The following is a 22916-nucleotide window of genomic DNA, read 5'->3' as shown; positions in this document are numbered from 1 at the left end:
TCAGGACTTGGGCAGTCCCAGCATGCGCTGGGCAATGATGTTGCGCTGGATCTCGTTGCTGCCGGCGTAGATGGGGCCGGCCTGGGCGAACAGGAAGCCTTCCAGCCATTCGTTGGCCTCGCCGTCGTCCAACACCTCGGCGCGCTGGCCCAGGATGCGCATCGCCGTGTCGTGGATCAGGATGTCCAGCTCCGACCAGGCCAGCTTGTTGGTGCTGGCCTCGGCGCCGATGCGCGCGCCCTTGTGCAGGCGGCCGACGGTGTGGTAGGACGACAGCGTGTAGGCCTCGGCGCCCATCCAGGCACGCAGCACGGCGTCGCGGATGGAAGGGTCGCGGTCGGCCTGCGCGCGGTTGCGCTGGTACAGCTGCGCCAGCTTTTGCGCGCTGCGCTGGTAGCGCGCGGGCGAGCGCAGCAGCAGGCCGCGCTCGAAGCCGGCGGTGGCCATGGCCACGTTCCAGCCCTTGCCCTCGCCGCCGATCAGGTTCTCGGCCGGCACCTCGACATCGTCGAAGAAGATCTCGGCGAAATGGTCGGTGCCGTTGATGGCACGGATCGGTCGCACCGTGATGCCGGGCGAATCGAGTGGCACCAGGATGTAGCTCAGACCGTGATGCCGGCTGGAGGCGGGGTCGCTGCGGAACAGGCCGAACAGCCAGTTGGCGAACACCGCTCGGGTGGACCAGATCTTCTGGCCGTTCAGGATGAATTTATCGCCCTGGCGGATGGCGCGGCTGCTGATGGCCGCCATGTCCGAGCCCGCGCCCGGCTCCGACCAGCCCTGTGCCCACATGTCGTCGCAGCGCGCCATGCGCGGCAAAAAGCGTGCCTTCTGCTCTTCGGTGCCGAACTCCATCAACGTCGGCCCGAGCAGCAAGATACCGTTCTGGTTCACCCGCGCCGGGGCATCCGCTGCCCAGTATTCCTCCTCGAAGATCAGCCATTCATTCAGGTCGCAACCGCGCCCGCCCAGCTCTTTGGGCCAGGTGACGCTGCTGAAACCGGCACTGGCCAGCTGGGCTTCCCAACGGCGGTGCTGCTCGAAACCCTCGCGTGTGTCGTAGCTTTGCAGCCGCTGCGCGGGCACGTTGTCCTTCAGCCAGGCACGCACCTCGGCGCGGAACGCCTGCTGGGCGGGGGTGTAGGTCAGATCCATTGCGATATCTCTTGGGTTGCGCAATCTGCTGAGTGAATCGGTGTCTGAAGGATGGTCAGAACTTGGCGTCCCGCTTCTGAACGAAGGCATCGCGCGTCTCGGCGGAATCCGGGCTCATGTAGGCCTGCAGGGTAAAGCCCTGCTCCCAGCGGTACTTGTCCTCCAGGTTGCCGTCCTCGATGCCGGTGAGGGCTTCCTTGGCGATGCGGATCATGGCCGGGCTCTTGGCGGCGATCTTGCCGGCAACCTCCATGGCGCTCTCGCGCAGCTGCTCGCGCGGCACCACGCGCTCGATGGCACCCAGGCGCAGCGCCTCGGCGGCGCCGATCATCTCGCCGGTGAAGAACAGGTAGCGCGTCTTTTGAACGCCGAACATGCGCTGCAGGTGCGCCGCACCACCCATGGCGCCCCGGTCCACCTCGGGCAGGCCGAAGGTCGCGTCCTCGGCGGCGATGACGATGTCGGCTGCGCCGCAGATGCCGATGCCGCCGCCCAGCACGAAGCCATGCACGGCCGCGATCACCGGCACCTGGTTCAGGTGTACGGCCTTGAAGGTGGCGTAGTTGCCGGCATTGACCTCGACGATGAGCTTGTCGTTGGCAGCCAGCTCCTTGATGTCCACGCCGGCGCAAAAACCCCGGTTCTCGGCGCGGATGACGATCACGCGCACCGCCGGGTTGTCGCCCAGCGCCTGGATCTCGCGCGCCAGGCCGTTCCAGCCGGCCGCGTTCAGCGCGTTGACTGGCGCACGGTCTATCACCAGCTCGGCGATGCCGCTGTCATGGAGGGTGGAGTGGAACTGAGGGCTGGACATGGAAAAGATGCTTTTCAAAGTATTGGAAACACGCCTCAGGCGACGGCCGCCGCCCGGCTGGGGGAAGCGGGCACGGCAGGGCCTGGAGCCGTCAACCGGTTCAGCGCGTCGCGCCGCTCCAGCGCCTGGCGCACGATGCCGGAGATCACGCTCTCGCAGCTGTCCAGGCGCGGAATCAGCGCCGCCACCTGGCCGGCGGACATCACGCCTTCGGCCGGGTTGCCCTGCACCATCGAGCGCTGCAGCAGCATGGGCGCGTTGGCAGCCATCACCGTCTGCGCTACCGAGGACGAATCCTCGCGCAACGCCTTCATGAAGATGCTGGCCGCCTGGGCAGTGGTCATGCCGGTCTCGGACTTCCACTGCAGCGCCAGCCCCAGGGCAATGCGCAGGCGCTTGAGTGGGCTGGCGCGCTCGAGCATGGTCAGGTATTCGTTGGGGATCATGCGCTGCGGCATGCCGTCCACCAGATAGGAAATGGCGATCTTCTCGGCGTCGCGCGTCTGCACATAGCGCTGCAGCGTGGCGTCCGGCACCTGGGAATCGCTGGTCATCAGGAAGCGCGTGCCCATGGCGATGCCCTGCGCGCCATAGGCCAGCGCCGCCAGCAGGCCGCGTCCGTCGTAGAACCCACCGGCAGCGATCACCGGCACCTGCACCGCGTCCACCACCTGCGGCAGCAACACCGTGGTCGGCACGCTGCCGGTGTGGCCCCCGCCTTCGCCGCCCTGCACCGTGATGGCGTTGGCACCCATCTCGATAGCCTTGAGCGCATGCTTGAGCGCTCCCACCGTGGGCATGCAGACGACGCCGGCGTCGCGCAGCCGGCCGATGACCTTTTTGTCCGGCCCGCGGCCATAGCTCACCGCGCGCACGCGGTACTTCACCGCCAGGTCCAGCAGTTGCTGGGCGTTGGGCTGGAACATGTGGAAGTTCAGACCGAACGGACGGTCATCCGTCAGGCGCTTGACCTTCAGGATCTCGCCCTCGATGCGGTCGGCGGCGATGGTCGCGCCGGCCAGGAAGCCGAAGCCCCCGGCGTTGGTCGTCGCTGCCACCAGGTCGGCGCCGGCCACCCAGCCCATCGCCGTCTGCACGATGGGGTAGCGGCAGCCCAGCAGCTCGCACAGCGGCGTGTGCAGTTCGGAAGCAGGACCGTTCACGCGGCCTCCCGCTTGTTCGCCTGGACCATGGACTTGGCGTCGTGCCCGCCCAGCTGCCCCGCACCCATGGCCTGGCTGTGGGCATGCGCGAAGTGGTGGTAGCCGAAGGCCATTTCCATGGTGGCGCGCAGGCCCTGCAGCTCCTCGGCGCGGTTGACCACCGTCTTGGTCAGCGCCAGCCCCAGACGCGGCTGCTGCGCCAGGCGGCGGGCAATGGCGTAGGTCTGCTCCTCCAGTTCGGCGCGCGGATAGACACGGTTGACCATGCCCATCTGTGCGGCGCGCTCGGCACCCATGCGCTCGCCCAGCAGCAGGAATTCCTTGGCGATGCGCGGATGCAGTTCATGGGCGTGGGCAAAATACTCCACGCCCGGGATGCCCATGCGCACCACCGGATCCTGGAAGAAGGCATCGTCGCTGGCGACGATCAGGTCGCAGACCCAGGCCAGCATCAGCCCTCCGGCGACGCAGGCGCCCTGCACCATGGCGACCATGGGCTTGGGAATGTCGCGCCAGCGCCGGCACATGCCCAGGTAGACCTCCTGCTCGCGCGCGAACAGCTGCTCGCCGCCCGGCTTGTTCACATGGTCCCACCACAGGTGCTTGCGCTCGAAGCTCTTGTTGATGTCCCGCCCGGGCGTGCCGATGTCGTGGCCGGCGCTGAAATGCTTGCCGCTGCCGCGCAGCACGATGACCTTGACCGCGTCGTCGTCGACGGCGCGGCGGAACGCCTCGTCCAGGGCGTAGGTCATCTGCGAATTCTGCACGTTGTTGAACGTGGGGCGGTTCATGGTGACCGTGGCGATGCCGTCCTGCGCCTCGTAGAGCACGGGCTGGTCGGTCTCGTACACGGCACTGTCCTCGCGCTCGACGAATTCGCTGGTGGCAGTGGCAGAGGGGTTCATGTCAGGCTCCGAGCACCGTGGCGCGCAGGTTGTGCGGATCGAGCTGCGCCAGCAGCGCCAGCTGCTCGGGCGTCGGGTCGGGCGTTGCGCCCACGTTGGCCGGCACATGAATGTCAAAGCCAGTCGCCTCCTGCACCTGCTCAACCGTCACGCCGGGGTGCAGCGACACCAGGCGCATCTGGTGGTCGGGGCCGCCGAAATCCAGCACGCACAGGTTGGTGTAGATGAAGCGGATGTCGGTGGTCTCCTCCAGCGTCCAGCCGCGCGCCAGGCGAGCCGGGTTGTAGCCGACCGAGGCCACCATGTCGACCTCGCCGTCCACGAACACCTTGCGGCTGTGGTTGGGGATGAAGAACGAGTTGGCGTGGTTGATGGAGTTGCCGGGAAAGCCGCGCACGCCCAGCATCATGGCCTTCGGCCGGTCGTAGTCGCCCCCGACCATCGAGATGTTGGCCTGGCCGAAGCGGTCCACCTGCACCGGGCCGACCATGGCGTGGCGCTTGCCCCCCCAGACGTTGTCGAAGATGCGCGAGAAACCCATCCAGGTCTCGCGCTGGAGCTGGTAGTCGCCGCGCGGGCCCACCGGCACCGGCTCGCGCACCAGCCAGGCCTCGGAGTCGGTCATCAGGAGGTCGGTGTTGACCGACTTCATGCACACCGAGGCCGCCAGGCGCGGCACCAGGCCGATGCCGGTGGCCAGCACCTCGCCGTCGTCCTTCCAGGCCTGCGCCGCGGCGCAGATGATGCGGTCGACCAAAGCAATGTCACTCATCGTTGTCCCCTCTCAAAACACCGGCAGGGGCAGGCGCTTGATCGCCTCCATGCCGCCAACCTGTCGCTGATAGTCCTGCTCGCCGCATTGCACGTACTTGGCGAAGTAGGCGTCCCAGCCGCCGTCCTCCTTGGCGCTGGCCACGTATTCCTTGAAGTGCTTGGTGTCGAAGCCGTACAGCGGCGCGCACGACGAGGGATGGGCACCGCCGGACAGGTGCACCACGCCGGTGGTCTCCGAGCGCTCCCAGAACACCAGGCGCGCATCGTTCTCGCTGGCGAACGCGGCGTCTTCCACCAGCTCGTCGCAGCTCACGTAGGTCTGCTTGGCGGCACGCACGAACAGGTCGTCCAGGTAGTGGTCCGGGCCGCTGATCTGGCACACGCCGCGCGCGTCGGCGCGGTTCACGTGCACCAGCGCCACGTCCAGCGGCAGCGCCGGCATGGCCACCCACTGCTTGTTGTCGTAGGGCGAGTCGATCAGGCGGAGCTGCGGGTTGCGCGTCAGCACGTCGGTGCCCAGGCCGATGCGCGTGGGAATGAAGGGCACGCGCATGCCGGCGGCCTTCAGGCCCAGCACCATCTGGCCCTCGTCGATCTCCATGACCTCGATGGCGCCTTCCTGGCGTGCCTTGCGGAAGTACGGCTCCAGCGGGATGAAGTCCAGCGTCACGAAGGCGAAGATCAGCTTCTTGACCTTGCCGGCGGCGCACAGCATGCCGACGTCGGCGCCGCCATAGGCGACCACCGTCAGATCCTTGACCGGGCTGCGCAGCAGCTCGCGCACCAGCGCCATGGGCTTGCGGCGCGGGCCCCAGCCGCCGATGCCGACGGTCATGCCGTCCTGGATCGAGGCGACCACCTGCTGCGGATTCATCAATTTATTGGCCATGTCTTTCCTGCTCGTTCTTCACTCGACTGTCAGGCGGCTTGCGCGGGCTCGGCCGGGCGGGCGATGCTGAAGTCATGCCCCCACAGGCTGACCTGCGTGAATTCGTGGGTGATGTGCTTGTCCCAATCGACGATGGCGCCGCCGTAGCCGTACTCGACATCGAAGTTGGACGGCGAGCGCATGTAGAAGGAGATCATCTTGTCGTTGGTGTGCTGACCCAGCGTGGCGGTCTGCACCACCCTCTGCGCCTTCATGCGGTCCATGGCGCGGCCCACCTCGGGCATGTTCTCCACCTCGACCATGACGTGCACGCAGCCGCTGGGCACCGGGAACTCGGCCAGCGCCAGGCTGTGGTGGCGGCCGTTGGCGCAGTGGAAGAAGTGGATGCGCACCACCGGACCGGCATCCCCACCCGGGCGGAAGTTGTAGATGTCGGCCAGGCCGAAGCCCAGCACGTCACGGGCGAAGACCACCGTGGCCTCGAAGTCGGGCGCCGGCAGCACCGTGTGGCCCATGCCGTAGTCGCCCGTGATGAACTTCGATACACCCTGCGGCGAGGCGAAATGCTTGAAGTCGGACTTGAAGCCCCAGACGATCTCGTGGCGGTTGCCCGACGGGTCGCGGACCACGGCCATCTGCTGCACGCCGCGCTGGCGGCATAGCGCCTCGTCGGCCAGTTCGTAGGCTTGCTTGGCCTGGTCCAGCACCTTCAGTGCCTGCGCGAAGGCGTCGCGGTTGGCCACCTCCCAGCCCGAGGCCAAGTAACGGTCGGACTCGCCCGGCAGCACCTGGAAGCGGAACTGGCGCTCGTCCATCTTGATCTGCAGCGCCCCGCCCTCGCCCGGCGTGGCCATCATGCCCAGCACGTCGCGCGCATAGTCGCTCCAGCGCTGCACGTCTGTGCTCTCGGCGACCACATAGGCCAGTCCACGTATTTCCATCATGACTTTTGTGCCTCCATACCGGTTGTTTTGAGGGTGTGTATGGAGCGGATTCTGGTGGCGCGCCCGCCGCGCAACATCGTCCATTGAGACTAACGAAGACTGCTGCTTTTGCTACACAAAAAATAGCTTCAGACCCTTGTGGAATATGGGCTGCAGGCCGAATCGTCTTCAAACACCGCAAACGCATGTCGCATCTGCGACGGTAGGCCCCGAACCGCCGGATGCCGGACAAAAAAAACGCCGGTGCCCGGAATGGCGGGCTACGGCGCGAAATGGCGGCACAAGGCCGGCCCAAGGAATCCACGCGGCTGGCGCGCGGCGCCAGCCGCTGCATCAGGCAGGCTGCAGGGGCTGCTGCGCCAGCGGGTAGTCGGTGTAGCCGGCGGCGCCAGGCGTGTAGAGCGTCTTGCGATCGAAACGTGCCAGCGGCAGGCCCCGGCGCAGCCGCTCGACCAGGTCCGGGTTGCCGACGAAATGGCGCGCGAACGAGATCGCCTGGCCTTCGCCCGCGTGCAGCGCCGCGCGGGCGCTGACCGCATCGAAGCCATCGTTCAGGATCAACCGCGGGCCGAAGTGCGCGCGCGCCAGGGCGAAGGCATCGAGCCGCGGGTCGGCCGCGCGCATGACGTGCAGGTAGGCCAGATCCAGGCCGCCGGCCTGACGCATCAGCTCCGCGTGCGTGGCGCCCGAGTCCTCGTCGGCAGTGTCGTTGTAGGTATTGCCCGGGTTCAGCCGCAGGCCGACCCGGCCGGCGCCAATGGCGCCCGCCATGGCCTGCAGGCATTCCACGGCGAAGCGCACGCGGCCGCGCGCGTCACCGCCGTAGACGTCGCTGCGCTGGTTGGTGGCCGAGCTCAGAAACTGCATGGACAGGTAGCCGCTGGTGCCGTGCAGCTCGACGCCGTCGAAGCCGGCGTCGATGGCGCGCTGCGCCGCGGCTGCATGGCCGGCGATGGCGGCGCGCACCTCGTCGGCGCTCAGCTCCTCGGGTGCGTCGAAGTCCTGCATGCCGGCGGCATCGGTCCAGACTTGGCCGCGCGCCTGGACGGCCGAGGGCGCCACGGTGCGCACGCCGGCCGGCTTGATGTGCCGGCTGCCGATGCGCCCGGAATGCATGATCTGCAGCACGATCGTGCCGCCGCGCGCGTGCACGGCGTCGGTCACGCGCTGCCAGCCGCGCACCTGCGCGGCGGTGGCGATGCCGGGCTGGCGGCAGTAGGCCTGGCCCTCGGCCTCGGGCCAGGTGCCCTCGGCCACGATCAGTCCGGCGTCGGCGCGCTGGCCGTAGTGCTCGGCCATCAGGGCGTTGGGCGTGCCGTCGGCCTCGGCGCGGTTGCGCGTCATGGGCGCCATGACGATGCGGTTGCGCAGCGCCAGGCGGCCCAACTGCACGGGGGTGAAGAGGATGTCGTGGTCGCTCATCTCGGAGGCTCCTCGGGCGTCAGCGCACGCGCATGCGCGGGTCAGGCGCGCCGCGGCGCATGCTGCGCAAAAACTGCTCCAGCGGCGCCGGGGCGGCCACCTCGGGTAGCTCGTCCTTGCCCGGGCGCTGGGCCCAGAACTCGCGCCAGCTGGGAAACAGCTCGTGGAACGCGCCGCGGTAGGGCTCGCGCCCCGGCCAGCGCATCTTCATGTCGCCGATCGGCGGCTTGTTCAGGTCGGTGGCGTACCAGTAGCACGGCAGGCGGCGGCGGAAGAACCACTGCCCGTCGATGCGCTCGTAGTCGTCCCAGTAGAGCATCTGCATGACGACCCACTCGGCGCCGCACTCGTGCTCGTTCTTGGAGTAGACGACGCCGGTGGCGTGGTCGCGGTCGGCGAACTCGATGATGTGCTGGCCCAGGTGGTGCGAGGTGCCGGTGAACTGGTCGCGCAGCGTGCTGTCCTGCCAGGCCTTGAAGTGCGCCCGGCCCACCTTTTCGCGGCCGACGCGGATGTCGGGCGCGAACAGGTTGACGTGAGCGTCCATGTCGCGCATGTCCAGGGACAGCGAATACTTGCCCGCCAGCTGGCGGATGGCGTCGAGCGACTCCAGCCGGTCGATGCGCTCTTCCAGCGTGGCCGGCCAGACCGGCACGCTGGCGTTCTGCTGATCCTGCATGCTCGTGCCTTCGCTCACAGCGCGGTCACCAGCACGGCCGATCGGCCGCCGTCCACCGGCAGCGCGGCGCCGGTGATGTAGGCGGCCTCGTCGCTGGCCAGGAACAACACGGCGCTGGCCAGCTCTTCGGGCTGGCCGACGCGGCCCATGGGGATGATCTTTTCGGTGTTGCGGCGCGTGGACTCGTCCGACAGCATGCCGGCGGTGGCCGGCGTCTCGACCACGGCCGGCACTACCACGTTCACGCGCACGCCGCTGGCGGCGCCTTCGGCCGCGGCGGCGCGCGAGAAGTTGATGATCGCCGCCTTGGCCGCCGAGTAGCCCGACATCTGCGGCGTGCCCAGCGTGCCGCAGATGGAGCTGACGTTGACGATGGCGCCGCCACTGTCCTTCATCAGCTTCATCGCCGTGCGCGTGCCCCAGAAGGTGCCGTCCACCGAGGTGGTGAAGTTGGCGCGCCAGTCCTCGGTGGACATGCCCTCGATGCCGCCCCAGGTGTAGGCCATGGCGTTGTTCACCAGGATGTGCAGCCCGCCGTGCGTGGCCGCGGCCTGCTCCAGCGCGCCCACCAGCTGTTCTTCCACGCCCACGTCGGCCACCATGGCGTGCGCCTGGCCGCCGGCGGCGCGGATCCGACCCACCACCTCATCCAGCGGCGCCTGGCGCCGGCCGCAGATCACCACCGTGGCGTCCTCTTGCGCGAAACGCTCGGCCGTGGCGGCGCCGATGCCCGACCCGCCCCCGGTCACGAAGGCCACCTTGCCTTGCAGACGCCCGCGCTTGTCGTTGTTCTGGCTCATAGCCTGTCCTTTCCTTGTCTTGCGAACCTCAGAGGAACGCGCTGCCGCCGTTCACGGCCACGTTCTGCCCGGTGACGAAGCCGCTGTCGTCGCTGGCCAGGAACAGCGCCACGCGGGCGATGTCCTCGGGCTCGGCCATGCGGCCTAGGGGCACGCCGGCGATGATGGCGTCGGTCCACTCCTGCGGAATGCTCTGCATCATGGGTGTGTTGGTGGGCCCTGGCACCAGCGTGTTCACGCGGATGCCCTTGGGCGCCAGCTCCTTGGCCATGCAGCGCGTCAGGCCCATCAGCGCGGCCTTGGACGCGCAGTAGTGCGCCGGGCCGTCGCCACTGACCGCCGAGGTACTGGAGATGTTGACCACCGCGCCGCGCGTGCCGGACGCCAGCATCAGCTTGACCGCCTCGCGGGCGCAGTAGAACGCCCCGTCCAGGTTCACGCCCATGACGCGCTTCCAGGTCTCGTCCGGGATGTCGGCGAACTGATCGACCGAGCCGATGCCGGCGTTGTTCACCAGCACGTCCACGCGGCCGAAGGCCTGGCCCAGTTCTTGGAACAGCGCCGCCACCGCCTGGCTGTCAGCGACGTTGACCGCGCGCGCCCAATGCTCGCCCTCCAGACCCTGCAGGCTCTCGCTTGCGGCCTGCTCGTTCAGGTCCAGCGCCACCACCATGGCGCCTTCCTGGGCAAAATGGCGGGCGATCGCGCGCCCCATACCCTGGCCGGCGCCCGTTACCACTGCCACTTTCGTTGCCAAACGCATTGTTGTCCCCTGTTGCCGAAGCTGTTGAATCTGTCTTCAGCGTAGGCACAAATCCGGGCGCACCCATCGTCTGATGGGACTAGAAAACCGTCTCCCCCCTTGCGTCTCCTTCCTCTTTCGCCGACAAGAACCCATGCAAATTGCTACTTGGAACGTCAATTCCCTGTCCGTCCGCCTGCCGCAGGTGCTGGACTGGCTGCGCACCAACCCGGTCGAGGCGCTAGGCCTGCAAGAGCTGAAGCTGGTGGACGAGAAATTCCCGCACGCCGCGTTCGAGGAGCTGGGCTACCACGCCGTGAGCTTCGGCCAGAAAACCTACAACGGCGTCGCCTGGATCAGCCGCGCGCCGCTGCAGGACGTGGTGCGCAACATCCCCGGCCACGACGACACGCAGGCGCGTGTCATCGCTGGCACGCTGCCCACCGCAGCCGGCCCGCTGCGGCTGGTGAACGGCTATTTTGTGAACGGCCAGGCACCGGGCAGTGACAAGTTCGCCTACAAGATGGCCTGGCTGGAGGCCCTGCAGGCCTGGCTGCGCGAGCAGCTGGCGCAGTGGCGGCGCCTGGCGCTGGTGGGCGACTTCAACATCGCCCCGGAGGACCGCGACTCGTTCGACCCGGTGGGCCTGGCCGGCAGCATCCACCACACCGACGAGGAGCGTGCGCATTTCCGCGGCTTGCTGGGCCTGGGGCTGCACGATGCCTTCCGCCTGTTCGAGCAGCCGGACAAGACCTTTTCCTGGTGGGATTACCGCATGCTGGGCTTCCAGAAGAACCGCGGCCTGCGCATCGACCACATTCTGGTCAGCGATGCGTTGAAGGATGGCGTGCAGGCCTGCCAAGTGGACCGCGCGCCACGCAAGAACCCGCAGCCCAGCGACCACGCGCCGGTGGTGGCGACGCTGGCCGGCTGACCGGCACGCACAAGAAAATGGCCGCCCGGCGACAGGCGGCCATCCGCGCCGGCCATGTATGGCCGGCATCCGAGAGGCGGTGTTACGACGCCGCGTCGTAGCGGTCGCGCAATGCCTTGATCTCATCGTGGTTGCGCTGCACGCCCTGCGCCTGGCGCTCGACCAGCGCGCGGATGTTGGCCGGCAACGTTGCCTTCAGGGCCTTGCGGTAACGCGCCACGGCAGCATCCTCGCCACGCTCGCACTCGTTCAGCACGGCCTTGTCGTCGTTGGTGGACAGGGCGGTCTTTACCGACACCCAGCCGCGGTGCAGCGCACCCGACACCGTGCCACCATCGGACGGCTCACCGCCGTGGGCGCGGATCTCGCGCTCCAGCTCGGCGGCAGCGGAGGCGCACTCGGTCGCATGGCGCATCAGGATTTGCTTCAGCTCAGGGCTGTCCGCACGCTCGGCCGAGGTGCGGAAGCCATATTCGCCATCGCGGCTGCACTCCAGCAGGTCGTCCAGCACGTCCACCACGTCGTCGTTGTCCACCGTGCCATTCAGCGTCGTGCCGTTGGTAGTGATGGGCGGGGTGACGGCGTTGGTGCGGGCACGCTCCCAGGCGGCCTGGGTAGCAGGGCGGGCCTGCTCCCAGTCCAGCGTGCTGGTACCGCGTGCCGTGCCCCAGTCACGCGACAGCTGCGGCTCGACAGCGGCGAAGTCGCCTTCGTAGCGGCCCACCGAACTCCAGCCCAGCTCATACGCCGGACGGTATTCATCATAGGTACGGCCGCCCTGGTAGTAGGGCTCGCGGTGATAGCTCTCGCGCCAATAGGCATCTTCGGCCGTGGGGTTGACCGACTCGGCCGCGGCCTTGCCCGCCAGGCCGCCGACGATGGCGCCGGCGATGCCGCCGACCGCAGCGCCGATCGGGCCGCCGAACGCTCCGGCAGCAGCACCGGCCACGGCGCCACCGGCGGCGCCGACCCCGGTTCCGACGGGGTGCGCGCCCGGCTCGTTGGTGAGCGGGTCACGGTTGGCATCCTTGAAATCCGACATGAAGATTCTCCGGTTGGTTGAACAATGCGGCCATTCTTCAAGTCGGGCTGTGCCCGCCGGGTCAGCAGCGCGAGCGCAAATGTGTAGGACGCGCCGCCGGGCGGCATGTCCATTCTCCCTTCACGTCATCACTATCTTGTTGATAGCTGCAGGCCCTTGTAAACAAAGGGCTCGGGCCGTTTTTCATTCAAACTTCCCGCGAACGCCCGTGCCGCTCGCGGAATCGGCTGGACTGCCCTCGGGAGTATCCAGGCGCAGCTCGTGCAGCTTGCGCGCCAGGGTGTTGCGCCCCATTCCCAGGCGCTGCGCGGCCTCGATGCGCCGCCCCTGCGTGGCCTGCAGCGCGCTGCGGATGAGCACCGCCTCGAAGCGTGCGGCCAAGCCAGTCCAGATGTGCGCGCGACCAGCGTCCAGCAGCTGGCGGGTCTCCTGCGCCAGTGCCGCCTCCCAACCGCCAGCGCCGGCCTGGGGGCTGACCGGCGCGGCCGCGGCCGTCACACCCGAATCGGCGCGCACCTCGGGCGGCAGGTCGGCGCTGGCGATCATCTGCGCCGGCGCCATCACCGTCAGCCAGTGACAGATGTTCTCCAGCTGGCGCACGTTGCCGGGAAAGGCATAGCGCGCCAGGCAGGCCATGGCCTCGTCGTCCAGGCGCTTGGGCGCCACGCCCAGCTGGCGCGCGGCCAGCGCCAGGAAGTGGCGCGCCAGCATCGGCACGTCCAGGCTGCGCTCGCGCAGCGGCGGCAGGCGCAGGCGGATGACGTTCAGCCGGTGGAACAGGTCCTCGCGGAAGCTGCCGGCGCGCACGCGCTGCTCCAGGTCTTGGTGCGTGGCAGCGATGACGCGCACACGCACGTGCACGCTGACATGCCCGCCCACGCGGTGGAACTGGCCCTCGGAGAGCACGCGCAGCAGCCGCGTCTGCAGCTCCAGCGGCATGTCGCCGATCTCGTCCAGGAACAGCGTGCCGCCGTCGGCCTGCTCGAAATGCCCTCGCCGCTGCGCTGCCGCGCCAGTGAAGGCGCCGCGCTCGTGGCCGAAGAGCTCGCTTTCCAGCAACTCGCGCGGGATGGCGGCGGTGTTGATGGCGACGAACGGCCCGCCGGCGACCGGCGAGTGGCGGTGCAGCGCACGCGCCACCAGTTCCTTGCCGGTGCCGGTCTCGCCGGTCACCAGCACGCTGGCCAAGCTCTGGCTCAGGCGGCCGATGGCACGAAAGACCTCCTGCATCGCCGGCGCTTGGCCCAGCATCTCGGGTGGCTGCGCCTCGCCTGGCGGGTCGCCGGCCGGCCCGGCGCCACGCTCGGGCAGCGCGCGGCGCACCAGCGCCACCGCCTGCTGCACGTCGAAGGGTTTGGACAGGTAGTCGAACGCCCCGCCCTGGAACGCGGCCACGGCGCTGTCCAGGTCGGAATAGGCGGTCATGACGATCACCGCCATCCGCGGCAGCTGCTGGCGCAGTTCGGCCAGCAGCTGCAGGCCGGAATCGCCCGGCATGCGGATATCGCTGAGCAGCACCTGCGGCGTTCCGTGCCCGGCAGCGGCGGCTGCATGCAGCGCCTGGCGCACCGCATCGGCACTGGCGAAGCTGCGCGAGGCCAGGCCTTCGCGCGCCAGCGCACGTTCGAGCACGAAGCGGATCGACGGGTCGTCGTCCACGATCCAGATGGCGGGTGGGTGCGGATGGTCCATGGTCGACACGCTTGCAAGGATCAGGCCAGCGGCAGCACCAGCGAAAAGCGCGTGTGCCCGGGCCGGCTGTCGCATTCGACCAGGCCGCCATGGCGCTGGGCGATGGCCTGCGCCAGCGTCAACCCCAGCCCGGTGCCGTCGGCGCGGCCGGTGACCAGCGGCAGGAAAATGCGCTCGCGCAGCGTCTCGGGCACGCCCGGTCCGTTGTCGATCACGTCCAGCACCAGCGCCAGCCGGTGCTGGCGGTGGCCCAGCACCACCTGGTGCGCCACGCGCGTGCGCAGCACGATCTCGGCATCACCCGCCGCGATGCGTTCGGCCAGCGCCTGGCAGGCGTTGCGCAGCATGTTCAGCAGCGCCTGTACCAGTGCCGCGCGGTCGCCGTGCAGCTCAGGGATCGAGGCGTCATAGTCGCGCCGCAGCGCCAGCCCCTGAGGGTGCTCGGCCTGCACCAGCGTGCGGACGTGCTCGCAGATTTCATGGATGTTCACCTGGCCGGGCTGGCCGCCGGCGCGGTGCGGCTCCAGTAGCCGGTCCAGCAGGGCGCGCAGGCGATCGGCCTCGGCGATGATCAGCCAGGTGTAGTCGGCCAGCTCCGGGCCCGGCAGCTCCAGCTGCAGCAGCTGCGCCGCGCCGCGGATGCCGCCCAGCGGGTTGCGGATCTCGTGCGCCAGGTTGCGCACCAGTTCCCGGTATGCCTCGCCCTGCTCGCGCAGGCGCTCCTCGCGCTCCTGGCGCATGTGCGCTCCGGGCAGCGCCAGCTCCAGCACCAGCGTCGGCCGCACGGGCCCCGCCGCGCGCAGGCAGGCCTGCACCTCCACCGGTGCCTGGTGCGCGCCGATCAGCTGCGCGGAGAACCGCACTTCGGCATCGTCCAGCGTGCCGACATCGGCCAGCGCCCGTGCCAGCGGCCCGGCATCGGCCAGCAGCCGCGCTAGCGGCATTCCCGCCAGCATGCGCCGCGACAGACCCAGCAGGTTTTCCAGCGCACAGTTGGCAAACAGCACCGCGCCCTGGCGGTCGAGCACGGCGACGGGCGTGCCGATCCAGTCCAGCGCCTGCCAGTCAGGCGATACTGGGTCAACAGGGATCATGGAAGCGGCGATGGGGGTCCTTGCGTACAGCGGGCGCGGATGCGCGAGAGAAACCGCCACTGGGCTGGCACCGGACGACGGCTTCAGCGGTTCAGCCGGCCCAGCTCGCGGCGGATGCCAGCCACGTCGGCCTCGGCCCGGGCCACGCCGGCTTTCAGCTCGGCGGTGCGCTCCAAGTAGCCCTGGGGGTTGCGCAGCTCCAGCGCGGTGCGCTGCGGCGCACCGTCGTTGTATTCGCGGCGCAGCTCGGCCAAACGTGACTCGGCCTTGCGCAGTTCATCTTCTAGGATGGCACGGGCGTCGGCGTCGCGCGCGCGCTGGTCCGCGGTGGCCACGCGCGGCGCGCCGGCGGGCGAGGCACTGGCCGCCGCCGCGGGCGCCGATGGCGTGGCCGCAGGCGCAGCGCGGCGCGGCGTGGCCTGCAGCACGGTGACGTTGCCGCCCTCGACCAGGCGGCAGCCGCGCTCTTTGGCTTGGCTGACCTGGTTGGTGTATTCGTTGCCGCAGCGGTAGATGCGGTCCTGCGCGCCCACCGGCAGCGCGGCCGCCAGTGCCGCGGCCAGGACGATCAGGGTGTGTTTCATGGGCATGGATCCTTGCGGGCGGCGCCGCCGACCGGGCGGCGCGCCGTGAGCCGGCAAGTATCCCTGAATCGTCCGCCGGGGCAAAACCCGGCTTACAGCGAGTAGTACATGTCGTACTCGACCGGGTGCGGCGCCATGCGGAAGCGCTGCACCTCGCCCATCTTCAGCTCGATGTAGGCATCCAGCATGTTGTCCGAGAACACCCCGCCCTTGGTCAGGAAGCCGCGGTCCTGGTCCAGCGCCTCCAGCGCCTGGTCCAGGCTGTGGCAGACGGTGGGCACCAGCTTGTCTTCTTCAGGCGGCAGGTGGTACAGGTCCTTGGTGGCGGCCTCGCCGGGGTGGATCTTGTTTTCCACGCCGTCCAGGCCGGCCATCATCAGCGCGGCGAAACCCAGGTAGGGGTTCATCAGCGGATCGGGGAAGCGCGCCTCGATGCGTCGGCCCTTGGGGTTGGCGACGTAGGGAATGCGGATGGACGCTGAACGGTTGCGCGAGCTGTAGGCCAGCTTGACCGGCGCCTCGAAGCCGGGCACCAGGCGCTTGTAGCTGTTGGTGCCGGGGTTGGTGATGGCGTTGAGCGCGCGCGCGTGCTGGATGATGCCGCCGATGTAGTACAGCGCGAAATCCGACAGACCGGCGTAGCCGTCGCCGGCGAACAGGTTCTTGCCGTCCTTCCAGATCGACTGGTGCACGTGCATGCCCGAGCCGTTGTCACCGGCGTAGGGCTTGGGCATGAAGGTCGCCGTCTTGCCGTAGGCGTTGGCCACGTTCCAGATGACGTACTTCATGGTCTGCGTCCAGTCGGCGCGCTCGACCAGCGTGGAAAAGCGCGTGCCGATCTCGTTCTGGCCGGCGCCGCCCACCTCGTGGTGGAACACCTCGACCGGGATGCCCAGCTGCTCCAGCAGCAGCACCATCTCGGCACGCATGTCGTGCGTGCTGTCCACCGGCGGCACGGGGAAGTAGCCACCCTTGGTGGTCGGACGGTGGCCACGGTTGCCGCCCTCCAGCCTGGCGCCGCTGTTCCACGGCGCCTCGTATTCGTCGATCTCGAAGAACACCTTGCCGGGCTCGTTGCTCCAGCGCACGCCGTCGAAGATGAAAAACTCGGGCTCCGGGCCGAAGTAGGCGGTGTCGCCCAGGCCCGAGGCCTTGAGGTAGGCCTCAGCGCGCTTGGCGATGGAGCGCGGGTCGCGGTCGTAGGCCTTGCCGTCGCCGGGCTCGACCACGTCGCACTGCAGGATCAGCGTGGTTTCTTCGAAGAACGGGTCGATGTTGGCGGTGGTCGGATCAGGCATGAGCTGCATGTCCGAGGCCTCGATGCCCTTCCAGCCAGCCATGGACGAGCCGTCGAAGGCGTGGCCGTGGCTGAACTTGTCCTCGTCGAAGTGCGACACCGGCACGGTGACGTGTTGCTCCTTGCCACGAGTGTCGGTGAAGCGCAGGTCGACGAACTTGACTTCGTTCTCCTCCACCATGTTCATCACGTCAGCAACGGTCTTGGCCATCAGGTTCTCCAGGTTGAGCGGCTCATCGATAGGAATACAAGGATCTCAGCATTTTGCGTGCCAGCACGGGCGAGGGCCGGCACGGCGGCGCAGCCCCACGGGGTCGGCCAACGCTGTGCCCGGCAATCAGCGCTTGCGCACCAATTCGGGGCCGAGTGATGCACTAGATTGGTGCAGTTCGGATTGCAGCGCCTGCCAGGCCGCGGGCACCAGCGGCGCCGGCCCCTTGACGCCCAGTTCGATGTGCCGGCCGTGCACCGGATGGTCGACGCTGGGCAGGCTGAACACCTTGATGCCAGGGTGCGCGGCCTCGATGCGCTCCATCAGCGGCGTCAGTGCCGACTCCATGGCGCCGAACAGCACCACAGAATGCTCCAGCTGCGGCGTGCGGTCGAACCACTGGCGACAGGTGTGGTCCAGCACCCACTCGATCATCGGCCAAGCCATCACCGGAAACCCCGGCACGAAGTGCACCACGCCACCGCCCACGCCATCGCACGAGAAGCCGGGAATCTTGTTGTAGGGGTTGGGGATGATGCGCGCGCCCTCGGGCAGCATGCCCATCTGCAGGCGCTGCAGGTTGTCGGCGCGCTCGGGCGCGAAGGCTTCGCCCTGCTCGCGTGCCATGTCCTGCATGCGCTCGCGGATCAGCGTCTGCGCGTGCTCGTGCGGGCGCAGCGCGCGGCCGAGCGCCGCCGCGGCGCTCTGGCGCGTGTGGTCATCGGGCGTGGCGCCGATGCCGCCGCAGCAGAAAGTCACGTCGGGACTGGCAAAGGCGCGTTGCAGCGTGGCCGTGAGGCGGCTGCGGTCATCGCCCACATAGTCGGCGTGCGACAGCGCCAAGCCGCGCTCGCCCAGCAGCTCGATGACCTTGGGCAGGTGCTTGTCGGCGCGCTTGCCGGAGAGGATTTCGTCGCCGACGATGATGAGGCCAAAGGCAGGGATCATGGTGCAGGAAGGTTGGAAGAAGCCGGCGGACTGCCGACGCCGGACAGGGTGTCTGGGGACTGGCGCAGCTGCTCCAGCGCCGCCAGGCAGAAATGGGTGAACCACAGTGAGGAAAACACGAAAACCAAGGTGTAGATCCAGATGGCCAGCGGCACCAGGATGAAAAAGGCTGCGGCGAACACCACGCCGGACAGCCACACCACCCCCGGTGCGGCACCCAAGAAGCCGCACAGCACGCCGATGACGAGCAGTTGCCACTGGTGGCGCTGGAAGATGGCCATGCGCTCGGGCTTGCTGGCGTGCTCGGACAGGGCGTCGAAGGCCATGACGCGATAGTTCAGCCAGCCCCAGATCAGCGGCGGCAGCACCAGGACCAGCGGCGGTATCAGCCACAGCGGCATGGACACCAGCATCGCCGCCAGTGCCGCCAGGGTACTGCCTGCGGCCCAGGCGATGCTGGCCGCCAGCGAGGCGCCGTGCCGACGCTCAAGTTGTGCAAAGCGGCGCGCCGCCACCAGGCGCACCAGCGCCGGCGTCACCAGCGCAGCCACGGCCAGTACGCAGACGATGACGATCACCGGCAGCGCCGCCAGCACCACCAGCCATGGCGCCAACGCACCGGACGGATCGCCCAGACCGAGGTGGCCGAGCCAGCCCCACAGCGTAGCCAACCAATGCGCGTGCTCCAGCGCCGACTGCGTCCAGGCCACGGCATCGGCCCACAACAGCCAGCCGCCGACGCCTGCTACCACGGCGATCAGCGCCAGCGGCAGCAGCGACAGCGCGATGACGCGCGGCACCAGGCAATACGCCGCGGCGCGCCAGAAGGAATCGACCAGCAGACCCATGGCGCGCAAGCATAAGGGAAGGCCGGGCGGGTCGCCCTGCCCCTGCACTCAGGCCCGACCGGCCAAGCGCAGCAGGCCGCGCCACTGCTGTTGCCAGAAGCCCCGCCCATAGTCGCGCAACCGCCCATTACGCCCGGGCACCACCTGGTCGAGCACGCCGGTCGGCCCCTCGCCGCCGCTGAAGTCGGCCGTGCCCAGCAGCATGTCCCACCACGGCAGCAACACGCCATAGTTGCAGCTGTAGGGCACGGGCGCGCCGCTGACGGCAGCCGCGACGGGTTCGATGGCATGGTGGCGCCGATGGAAACGCGGACTGACCCACAGGCGCCCGCCCAGGCGGCCGAAGCCGGCGCGCAGGTTGGCATGCTGCAGCGATTCGCTGAGCTGGGTAATGGCGACGATGGCCACGAATTGCCCGGGCGCAACGCCGATGCACTGCGCCGCCAGCACCACGATGGCATCGCGCAGCAGGTCGTCCAGCAGGTGGTTGCGGTTGTCGCTCCACAGCGTCATCTGGCGCTGCGAGTGGTGCAGGGAATGCAGCCGCCACCACCAGTCGAAGCGGTGCTGGGCGCGGTGCAGGCAGTAGTCCAGCAGGTCGAATGCCAGCAGATACAGCAGCAGGCTGGCGAGCGGCCGGTCGGTCACGCCCGGCCACAGCGCATCCAGCTGCATGCCGTGCCAGCCGTGCACCCGAAGGGCGCCGAACGCCGCGTCCCACAGCGGATCGACGGTGAAGAACAGTGCCAGCCGGAACAGGCCCAGCCGGTGCACCAAGGTGTAGAGCACGTCGGTGCGTACCGCGGCGCGGTCGTGCACCGGCTCGACCGGGCGCCAGCGCTCCAGCGGCGCGATCACGGCGACCATCACCGCCAGTTGCACCAGACCGACCAGCAACCAGCCGGTGGCTGCATAGGCATCTTCCAGCACGCTGGCCATGCCCAGATGGAATAGCAGCGGCTGGACCAGTCCTTCGAACAGCCACTGCTGCGCGGCATCGAATGTGGCCGCGAGCCAGGCCAGCCACTGCGTCATGGCGGGCCGCCGCGGCGCGTGGCGCCATAGACCGGATGCTCTGCCAGCGTGCGAAAGCACAGCCCGCGCGCCTTCAGGCCCTGAATGAGTGGCTCCAGCACCGCGGGCGCCCAGGCGTCCTTGCGCGACCAGATGCCCAGGTGCGCCAGCAGGATGTCGCCGCTGCGCACGTCGCGTAGCGCGCGCTTGAGCAGCGCCTGGTTGCTGAACCGCTCGCTGGGCAGCTCGTCACCCAGGAACCCGGCGGGCGACCAGCCGACATGCGTGTAGCCACAGCGCTGCGCTGCCGCCAGCAGGGCCGGCGAGGTCTTGCCGCCCGGCGCGCGGAACAACGGCATAGGCGCGCGGCCGGTGACGGTGCGCAGGCGCTCGGCGGCGGCATCGATTTCCTGGCAATACTCTGCCTCGGTCAGCGTGTAGCGGTTGCCGGCTCGCGGGCCGGCCGAAGGCTGGACACGGAACAGCGGCTTCCCATCGGCGCCCGCGGCGTCGGCACGCCAGTAGGTGTGGTGCAGGGTGTGCGAGGCGAACTCGTGCCCTTCCGCCGCACGCGCTCTCCACCAGGATGCCCAGTGCGGGTCCAGGCTGCTGCCGCCGTCCTGGGTGCGCTCGTCGGCGGCGAAAAAGGTCACGCGCACCCGCTGACGTGCCAGCACCTCGGCCACCAGCGGCGCCACGCCCATGTGGCCGGTGTCGAAGGTCAGGTAAACCGTCCCTTTGCAGTCACTTTGGCCTTCAGCCATTGAAAACAAAGGGCATCCAGCTATCAATAACGCAGCAATCAGCCGCTGTGCAACGACACCACGGGCCCGCTCTTCACCGCTGTGCATGGCGCAGCGTCCAGACACCATGCGGGGATTTGCCGACCGGCACGGTCTTCACCACCTTGCGTTGCTCGGTGTCGATGACCAGCAGCTTGCGCGCCCAGCGTGCACTCACGTACAGCAACCGCCCGTCGGATGACGCATCCATGCAGTCGGGACCGCCAGGAGCGGGATAGCTGTCCACCACGCGCAGCGCCTGCATGTCGATCTTGCTAATGGTGTTGGCGACACGGTTGCTGACATACAGGTGCCGCCCATCTCCCGCGGCGCGGAAGGCATGGGCCCCATCGGCGGTCTTGATGCGCTGGACGCTGCGCGGCTGGGTGCCGCCAAGGTCGAACACTTCGACACTGTCACCGCCAGTCAGGCCGACGAACAGGTGTTTACCGTCCGGGCTGCCATAGACATCCGCCGGCATGGGCCCGGTGGGCACGCGCGCGCGGATGGTCTGGGTGGCCATGTCGATGGCCACCAGTTCGTCACTGTCCTGCATGGTGGCGTAGACCGTGCGGCTGGCGGCGTCGATCCACAGGTGGCTGGGTGTCTTGCCGGTGGCCACGCGCTGCGCTAGGCGCAATTCGGTCCCGTCCCAGCGGTAGAAGTCCACATGGTTCAGGCGGTTGGCGGCGATGACCAGCCACTTCATGTCGGGGGAGAAGCGCAGGTGGTAGGGGTCCAGGATGCCGCGGATCGTGCGCTGCACCTGGGCGCTCTGCGGGTCGATGAAGGTCAGGCTGTCGCCCAGTGCATTGGCGACGACGATGGATTTCTCGTCGGGCGTCAGATACAGATGGTGCGGCTCCTTGCCGGTGGGAATGCGCTCACGCTCCTTCCAGCTGACCGGGTCGATGACGCTGATGTCACCCTGCAGCGAATTGAGCACGAACAGCGGCGGCGGCGGCTCCTGCGTCGCCCGCACGGCGCAGGGCAGAAAAAAAGCGGCCAGCGAGCTGCACAGGGCCAGTCGCCGCATCCATGAATTCGCGTTTCGCACCTGCCTGCCCTTTGCTGGAATGATCAAGTTGGCCCCGGCAACGTCAACAAGCGGAAAACATCGGCATGCCGCCGCTTGTTCCGGGTTGGACTCAACGGGCGCGCGGGCCAGCCAGTTGACGATGCCTGAGTTGCTAGCGAGAGAAATCCAGTGGTGCAACCAAGGCCATATGCTCAGGCCTGCCTCAACGACTCCAGCTGCGCATGATAAAGCCAGCACCATGCACCCGGCGCAAGGTCCGGTGGCAACTGCAGTCCACCGATGCGCGAGCGGTGCAGCGCCTCGACCCGGTTGCCGACGGCCGCCAGCATGCGCTTGACTTGGTGGTATTTGCCCGATGTCAGCGTGAGGTCGATCACATGGTCTTGCCGGCGCTCGCATGTGGCAGCCTGCACGGGGCGCGGGTCATCGTCCAGCACCACGCCCGCCAGGAGGCGTTCGATCTGTGCATCGGACACTGGGTGCTTAGCGGTCACGCGGTACACCTTGGGCACCTGCTTCTTCGGAGAGCTCATGCGATGGATGAACTGTCCGTCGTCGCTGAGCAGCAGCAACCCGGTCGTGTCCTGGTCGAGGCGTCCGATGGCCTGGACGCCCTGCACTGCGCCCTTGGCAGGGCGCTGGCGCAGCGGCGCCGCCAACAGCGAATACACGCTGGGATAGGCCGACGGTTTTTGTGAACACTCCACACCGGCCGGCTTGTGCATGGCAATGTAGGCATGGCGGTGGTATTCCCACGCCTGGCCCTGCACCATGAAGCGCAACCCATCTTCCTGCACGTCCGCAGCTGGGTCGTCACAGATCAGCCATCGTGCCGGGGCATCGCCATCGCCCTGCTGCTGCAGCGCCACGAATCCCCGCTGCACTAGGCCGGCACAGACACGCCGCGTACCAAAGCCTTGAGTGAACAACAAATCCTGGAGCTGCATGGAGGAAATATCGCGATTAATAAAAGGGGCCGCTTGAAAGCAGGCTTATGGAATCCCCAACGCCGAACGCCCTCCCACTCTTTGGGAGTGGGAGGGCGTTGGTATTGGCGGAATGGGGGTAGCCTGACGATGACCTACTTTCACACGGGAATCCGCACTATCATCGGCGCGAAGTCGTTTCACGGTCCTGTTCGGGA

At 68.3% G+C, this 22916-nt stretch carries 23 protein-coding genes; 1 reads left to right on the top strand and 22 read right to left on the bottom strand.

Features of this window, described 5'->3' with window-relative positions; all coding sequences use genetic code 11:
- From BLQ61_RS00115 to BLQ61_RS00065, 11 genes are all read right to left on the bottom strand, one after another.
- On the bottom strand, positions 1 to 1155 hold the full coding sequence (locus BLQ61_RS00115; RefSeq protein WP_091565164.1) for an acyl-CoA dehydrogenase family protein: 1155 nt from the start codon (positions 1153 to 1155) through the stop codon (positions 1 to 3).
- A gap of 55 nt (positions 1156 to 1210) precedes the next feature.
- On the bottom strand, positions 1211 to 1969 hold the full coding sequence (locus BLQ61_RS00110) for an enoyl-CoA hydratase family protein (protein WP_091566401.1): 759 nt from the start codon (positions 1967 to 1969) through the stop codon (positions 1211 to 1213).
- A gap of 35 nt (positions 1970 to 2004) precedes the next feature.
- A complete protein-coding gene (locus tag BLQ61_RS00105) occupies positions 2005 to 3132 on the bottom strand; it encodes an NAD(P)H-dependent flavin oxidoreductase (protein WP_091565161.1) in 1128 nt (375 codons plus the stop codon).
- Positions 3129 to 4037, bottom strand: a complete 909-nt coding sequence (locus tag BLQ61_RS00100) for an enoyl-CoA hydratase (RefSeq protein WP_091565156.1) — start codon at positions 4035 to 4037, stop codon at positions 3129 to 3131. The genes BLQ61_RS00105 and BLQ61_RS00100 overlap by 4 nt, the downstream gene beginning before the upstream one ends.
- A 1-nt stretch (position 4038) precedes the next feature.
- Complete coding sequence (locus tag BLQ61_RS00095) at positions 4039 to 4809, bottom strand: CoA-transferase subunit beta (protein WP_091565155.1); 771 nt, start codon at positions 4807 to 4809, stop codon at positions 4039 to 4041.
- Positions 4810 to 4821: 12 nt separating this feature from the next.
- The gene (locus tag BLQ61_RS00090) at positions 4822 to 5700 is read right to left on the bottom strand and encodes a CoA transferase subunit A (RefSeq protein WP_091565154.1); all 879 of its coding nucleotides are present in this window, start codon (positions 5698 to 5700) and stop codon (positions 4822 to 4824) included.
- A gap of 29 nt (positions 5701 to 5729) precedes the next feature.
- A complete protein-coding gene (locus BLQ61_RS00085; RefSeq protein WP_091565153.1) occupies positions 5730 to 6644 on the bottom strand; it encodes a VOC family protein in 915 nt (304 codons plus the stop codon).
- Between the two features lie 333 nt (positions 6645 to 6977).
- A complete protein-coding gene (locus BLQ61_RS00080) occupies positions 6978 to 8066 on the bottom strand; it encodes an alkene reductase (protein WP_091565152.1) in 1089 nt (362 codons plus the stop codon).
- Positions 8067 to 8085: 19 nt separating this feature from the next.
- The gene (locus BLQ61_RS00075) at positions 8086 to 8745 is read right to left on the bottom strand and encodes a nuclear transport factor 2 family protein (RefSeq protein ID WP_091565139.1); all 660 of its coding nucleotides are present in this window, start codon (positions 8743 to 8745) and stop codon (positions 8086 to 8088) included.
- Between the two features lie 14 nt (positions 8746 to 8759).
- Entirely contained in the window at positions 8760 to 9545 is a 786-nt protein-coding gene (locus BLQ61_RS00070; RefSeq protein ID WP_091565136.1) for an SDR family NAD(P)-dependent oxidoreductase, read from the bottom strand.
- 28 nt (positions 9546 to 9573) lie between these two features.
- Positions 9574 to 10308: an SDR family NAD(P)-dependent oxidoreductase gene (locus tag BLQ61_RS00065; protein ID WP_091565135.1), complete on the bottom strand. Its 735-nt coding sequence runs from the start codon at positions 10306 to 10308 to the stop codon at positions 9574 to 9576.
- A gap of 133 nt (positions 10309 to 10441) precedes the next feature.
- Here BLQ61_RS00065 and xth point away from each other — a divergent pair, with 133 nt between their 5' ends.
- Entirely contained in the window at positions 10442 to 11221 is a 780-nt protein-coding gene (gene xth / locus BLQ61_RS00060; protein WP_091565129.1) for an exodeoxyribonuclease III, read from the top strand.
- An 82-nt stretch (positions 11222 to 11303) separates the two neighbouring features.
- Here the strand turns inward: xth and BLQ61_RS00055 are convergent, their stop codons facing one another.
- The 11 genes from BLQ61_RS00055 to BLQ61_RS00005 all read right to left on the bottom strand — a co-directional run bounded on the left by BLQ61_RS00055 (position 11304) and on the right by BLQ61_RS00005 (position 22719).
- Positions 11304 to 12263 carry a ferritin-like domain-containing protein gene (locus BLQ61_RS00055; protein ID WP_091565127.1) on the bottom strand — a complete coding sequence of 320 codons (960 nt, stop codon included), beginning with the start codon at positions 12261 to 12263 and terminating at the stop codon, positions 11304 to 11306.
- 183 nt (positions 12264 to 12446) lie between these two features.
- Positions 12447 to 13955, bottom strand: a complete 1509-nt coding sequence (ntrC, locus tag BLQ61_RS00050) for a nitrogen regulation protein NR(I) (RefSeq protein WP_091565125.1) — start codon at positions 13953 to 13955, stop codon at positions 12447 to 12449.
- A gap of 20 nt (positions 13956 to 13975) precedes the next feature.
- Positions 13976 to 15049, bottom strand: coding sequence for a nitrogen regulation protein NR(II) (gene glnL / locus BLQ61_RS00045; RefSeq protein WP_091565124.1), 1074 nt, complete (start codon positions 15047 to 15049; stop codon positions 13976 to 13978).
- 83 nt (positions 15050 to 15132) lie between these two features.
- Positions 15133 to 15633, bottom strand: a complete 501-nt coding sequence (locus BLQ61_RS00040; RefSeq protein ID WP_091565123.1) for a hypothetical protein — start codon at positions 15631 to 15633, stop codon at positions 15133 to 15135.
- Between the two features lie 92 nt (positions 15634 to 15725).
- Entirely contained in the window at positions 15726 to 17141 is a 1416-nt protein-coding gene (gene glnA, locus BLQ61_RS00035; protein ID WP_091565122.1) for a type I glutamate--ammonia ligase, read from the bottom strand.
- Positions 17142 to 17267: 126 nt separating this feature from the next.
- Positions 17268 to 18089 (bottom strand): competence/damage-inducible protein A, encoded by an 822-nt coding sequence (locus BLQ61_RS00030; RefSeq protein ID WP_091565121.1) that lies wholly within the window; start codon positions 18087 to 18089, stop codon positions 17268 to 17270.
- Positions 18086 to 18937: an EI24 domain-containing protein gene (locus BLQ61_RS00025; protein WP_091565119.1), complete on the bottom strand. Its 852-nt coding sequence runs from the start codon at positions 18935 to 18937 to the stop codon at positions 18086 to 18088. Before BLQ61_RS00025 ends, BLQ61_RS00030 begins: the two co-directional genes overlap by 4 nt.
- A gap of 48 nt (positions 18938 to 18985) precedes the next feature.
- Positions 18986 to 19972, bottom strand: a complete 987-nt coding sequence (locus BLQ61_RS00020; RefSeq protein WP_091565117.1) for a sterol desaturase family protein — start codon at positions 19970 to 19972, stop codon at positions 18986 to 18988.
- Entirely contained in the window at positions 19969 to 20802 is an 834-nt protein-coding gene (locus BLQ61_RS00015) for a polysaccharide deacetylase family protein (protein WP_175488176.1), read from the bottom strand. Before BLQ61_RS00015 ends, BLQ61_RS00020 begins: the two co-directional genes overlap by 4 nt.
- Positions 20789 to 21769, bottom strand: a complete 981-nt coding sequence (locus BLQ61_RS00010; RefSeq protein ID WP_091565109.1) for a YncE family protein — start codon at positions 21767 to 21769, stop codon at positions 20789 to 20791. The genes BLQ61_RS00015 and BLQ61_RS00010 overlap by 14 nt, the downstream gene beginning before the upstream one ends.
- Positions 21770 to 21963: 194 nt before the next feature.
- Positions 21964 to 22719, bottom strand: coding sequence for a 16S rRNA pseudouridine(516) synthase (locus BLQ61_RS00005; RefSeq protein ID WP_091565107.1), 756 nt, complete (start codon positions 22717 to 22719; stop codon positions 21964 to 21966).
- Positions 22720 to 22916 lie beyond the last annotated feature (197 nt).

It is taken from the genome of Oryzisolibacter propanilivorax (assembly GCF_900103645.1).
GTDB classification, from domain to species: domain Bacteria; phylum Pseudomonadota; class Gammaproteobacteria; order Burkholderiales; family Burkholderiaceae_C; genus Melaminivora; species Melaminivora propanilivorax.
Note: the sequence above shows the minus strand (reverse complement) of the source record. Positions and strands in the feature narration are given on the sequence as shown.

What these genes read in the sequence shown, in the direction of transcription:
- BLQ61_RS00095 (WP_091565155.1), bottom strand. Translation starts at nt 4,809, where the DNA reads ATGAGTGACATTGCTTTGGTCGACCGCATCATCTGCGCCGCGGCGCAG.
- xth (WP_091565129.1), top strand. Translation starts at nt 10,442, where the DNA reads ATGCAAATTGCTACTTGGAACGTCAATTCCCTGTCCGTCCGCCTGCCG.
- BLQ61_RS00090 (WP_091565154.1), bottom strand. Translation starts at nt 5,700, where the DNA reads ATGGCCAATAAATTGATGAATCCGCAGCAGGTGGTCGCCTCGATCCAG.
- BLQ61_RS00085 (WP_091565153.1), bottom strand. Translation starts at nt 6,644, where the DNA reads ATGATGGAAATACGTGGACTGGCCTATGTGGTCGCCGAGAGCACAGAC.
- BLQ61_RS00110 (WP_091566401.1), bottom strand. Translation starts at nt 1,969, where the DNA reads ATGTCCAGCCCTCAGTTCCACTCCACCCTCCATGACAGCGGCATCGCC.
- BLQ61_RS00075 (WP_091565139.1), bottom strand. Translation starts at nt 8,745, where the DNA reads ATGCAGGATCAGCAGAACGCCAGCGTGCCGGTCTGGCCGGCCACGCTG.
- BLQ61_RS00010 (WP_091565109.1), bottom strand. Translation starts at nt 21,769, where the DNA reads ATGCGGCGACTGGCCCTGTGCAGCTCGCTGGCCGCTTTTTTTCTGCCC.
- BLQ61_RS00080 (WP_091565152.1), bottom strand. Translation starts at nt 8,066, where the DNA reads ATGAGCGACCACGACATCCTCTTCACCCCCGTGCAGTTGGGCCGCCTG.
- BLQ61_RS00020 (WP_091565117.1), bottom strand. Translation starts at nt 19,972, where the DNA reads ATGACGCAGTGGCTGGCCTGGCTCGCGGCCACATTCGATGCCGCGCAG.
- BLQ61_RS00065 (WP_091565135.1), bottom strand. Translation starts at nt 10,308, where the DNA reads ATGCGTTTGGCAACGAAAGTGGCAGTGGTAACGGGCGCCGGCCAGGGT.
- BLQ61_RS00115 (WP_091565164.1), bottom strand. Translation starts at nt 1,155, where the DNA reads ATGGATCTGACCTACACCCCCGCCCAGCAGGCGTTCCGCGCCGAGGTG.
- BLQ61_RS00005 (WP_091565107.1), bottom strand. Translation starts at nt 22,719, where the DNA reads ATGCAGCTCCAGGATTTGTTGTTCACTCAAGGCTTTGGTACGCGGCGT.
- BLQ61_RS00015 (WP_175488176.1), bottom strand. Translation starts at nt 20,802, where the DNA reads ATGCACAGCGGTGAAGAGCGGGCCCGTGGTGTCGTTGCACAGCGGCTG.
- ntrC (WP_091565125.1), bottom strand. Translation starts at nt 13,955, where the DNA reads ATGGACCATCCGCACCCACCCGCCATCTGGATCGTGGACGACGACCCG.
- BLQ61_RS00100 (WP_091565156.1), bottom strand. Translation starts at nt 4,037, where the DNA reads ATGAACCCCTCTGCCACTGCCACCAGCGAATTCGTCGAGCGCGAGGAC.
- BLQ61_RS00070 (WP_091565136.1), bottom strand. Translation starts at nt 9,545, where the DNA reads ATGAGCCAGAACAACGACAAGCGCGGGCGTCTGCAAGGCAAGGTGGCC.
- BLQ61_RS00040 (WP_091565123.1), bottom strand. Translation starts at nt 15,633, where the DNA reads ATGAAACACACCCTGATCGTCCTGGCCGCGGCACTGGCGGCCGCGCTG.
- glnL (WP_091565124.1), bottom strand. Translation starts at nt 15,049, where the DNA reads ATGATCCCTGTTGACCCAGTATCGCCTGACTGGCAGGCGCTGGACTGG.
- BLQ61_RS00055 (WP_091565127.1), bottom strand. Translation starts at nt 12,263, where the DNA reads ATGTCGGATTTCAAGGATGCCAACCGTGACCCGCTCACCAACGAGCCG.
- BLQ61_RS00030 (WP_091565121.1), bottom strand. Translation starts at nt 18,089, where the DNA reads ATGATCCCTGCCTTTGGCCTCATCATCGTCGGCGACGAAATCCTCTCC.
- BLQ61_RS00025 (WP_091565119.1), bottom strand. Translation starts at nt 18,937, where the DNA reads ATGGGTCTGCTGGTCGATTCCTTCTGGCGCGCCGCGGCGTATTGCCTG.
- glnA (WP_091565122.1), bottom strand. Translation starts at nt 17,141, where the DNA reads ATGGCCAAGACCGTTGCTGACGTGATGAACATGGTGGAGGAGAACGAA.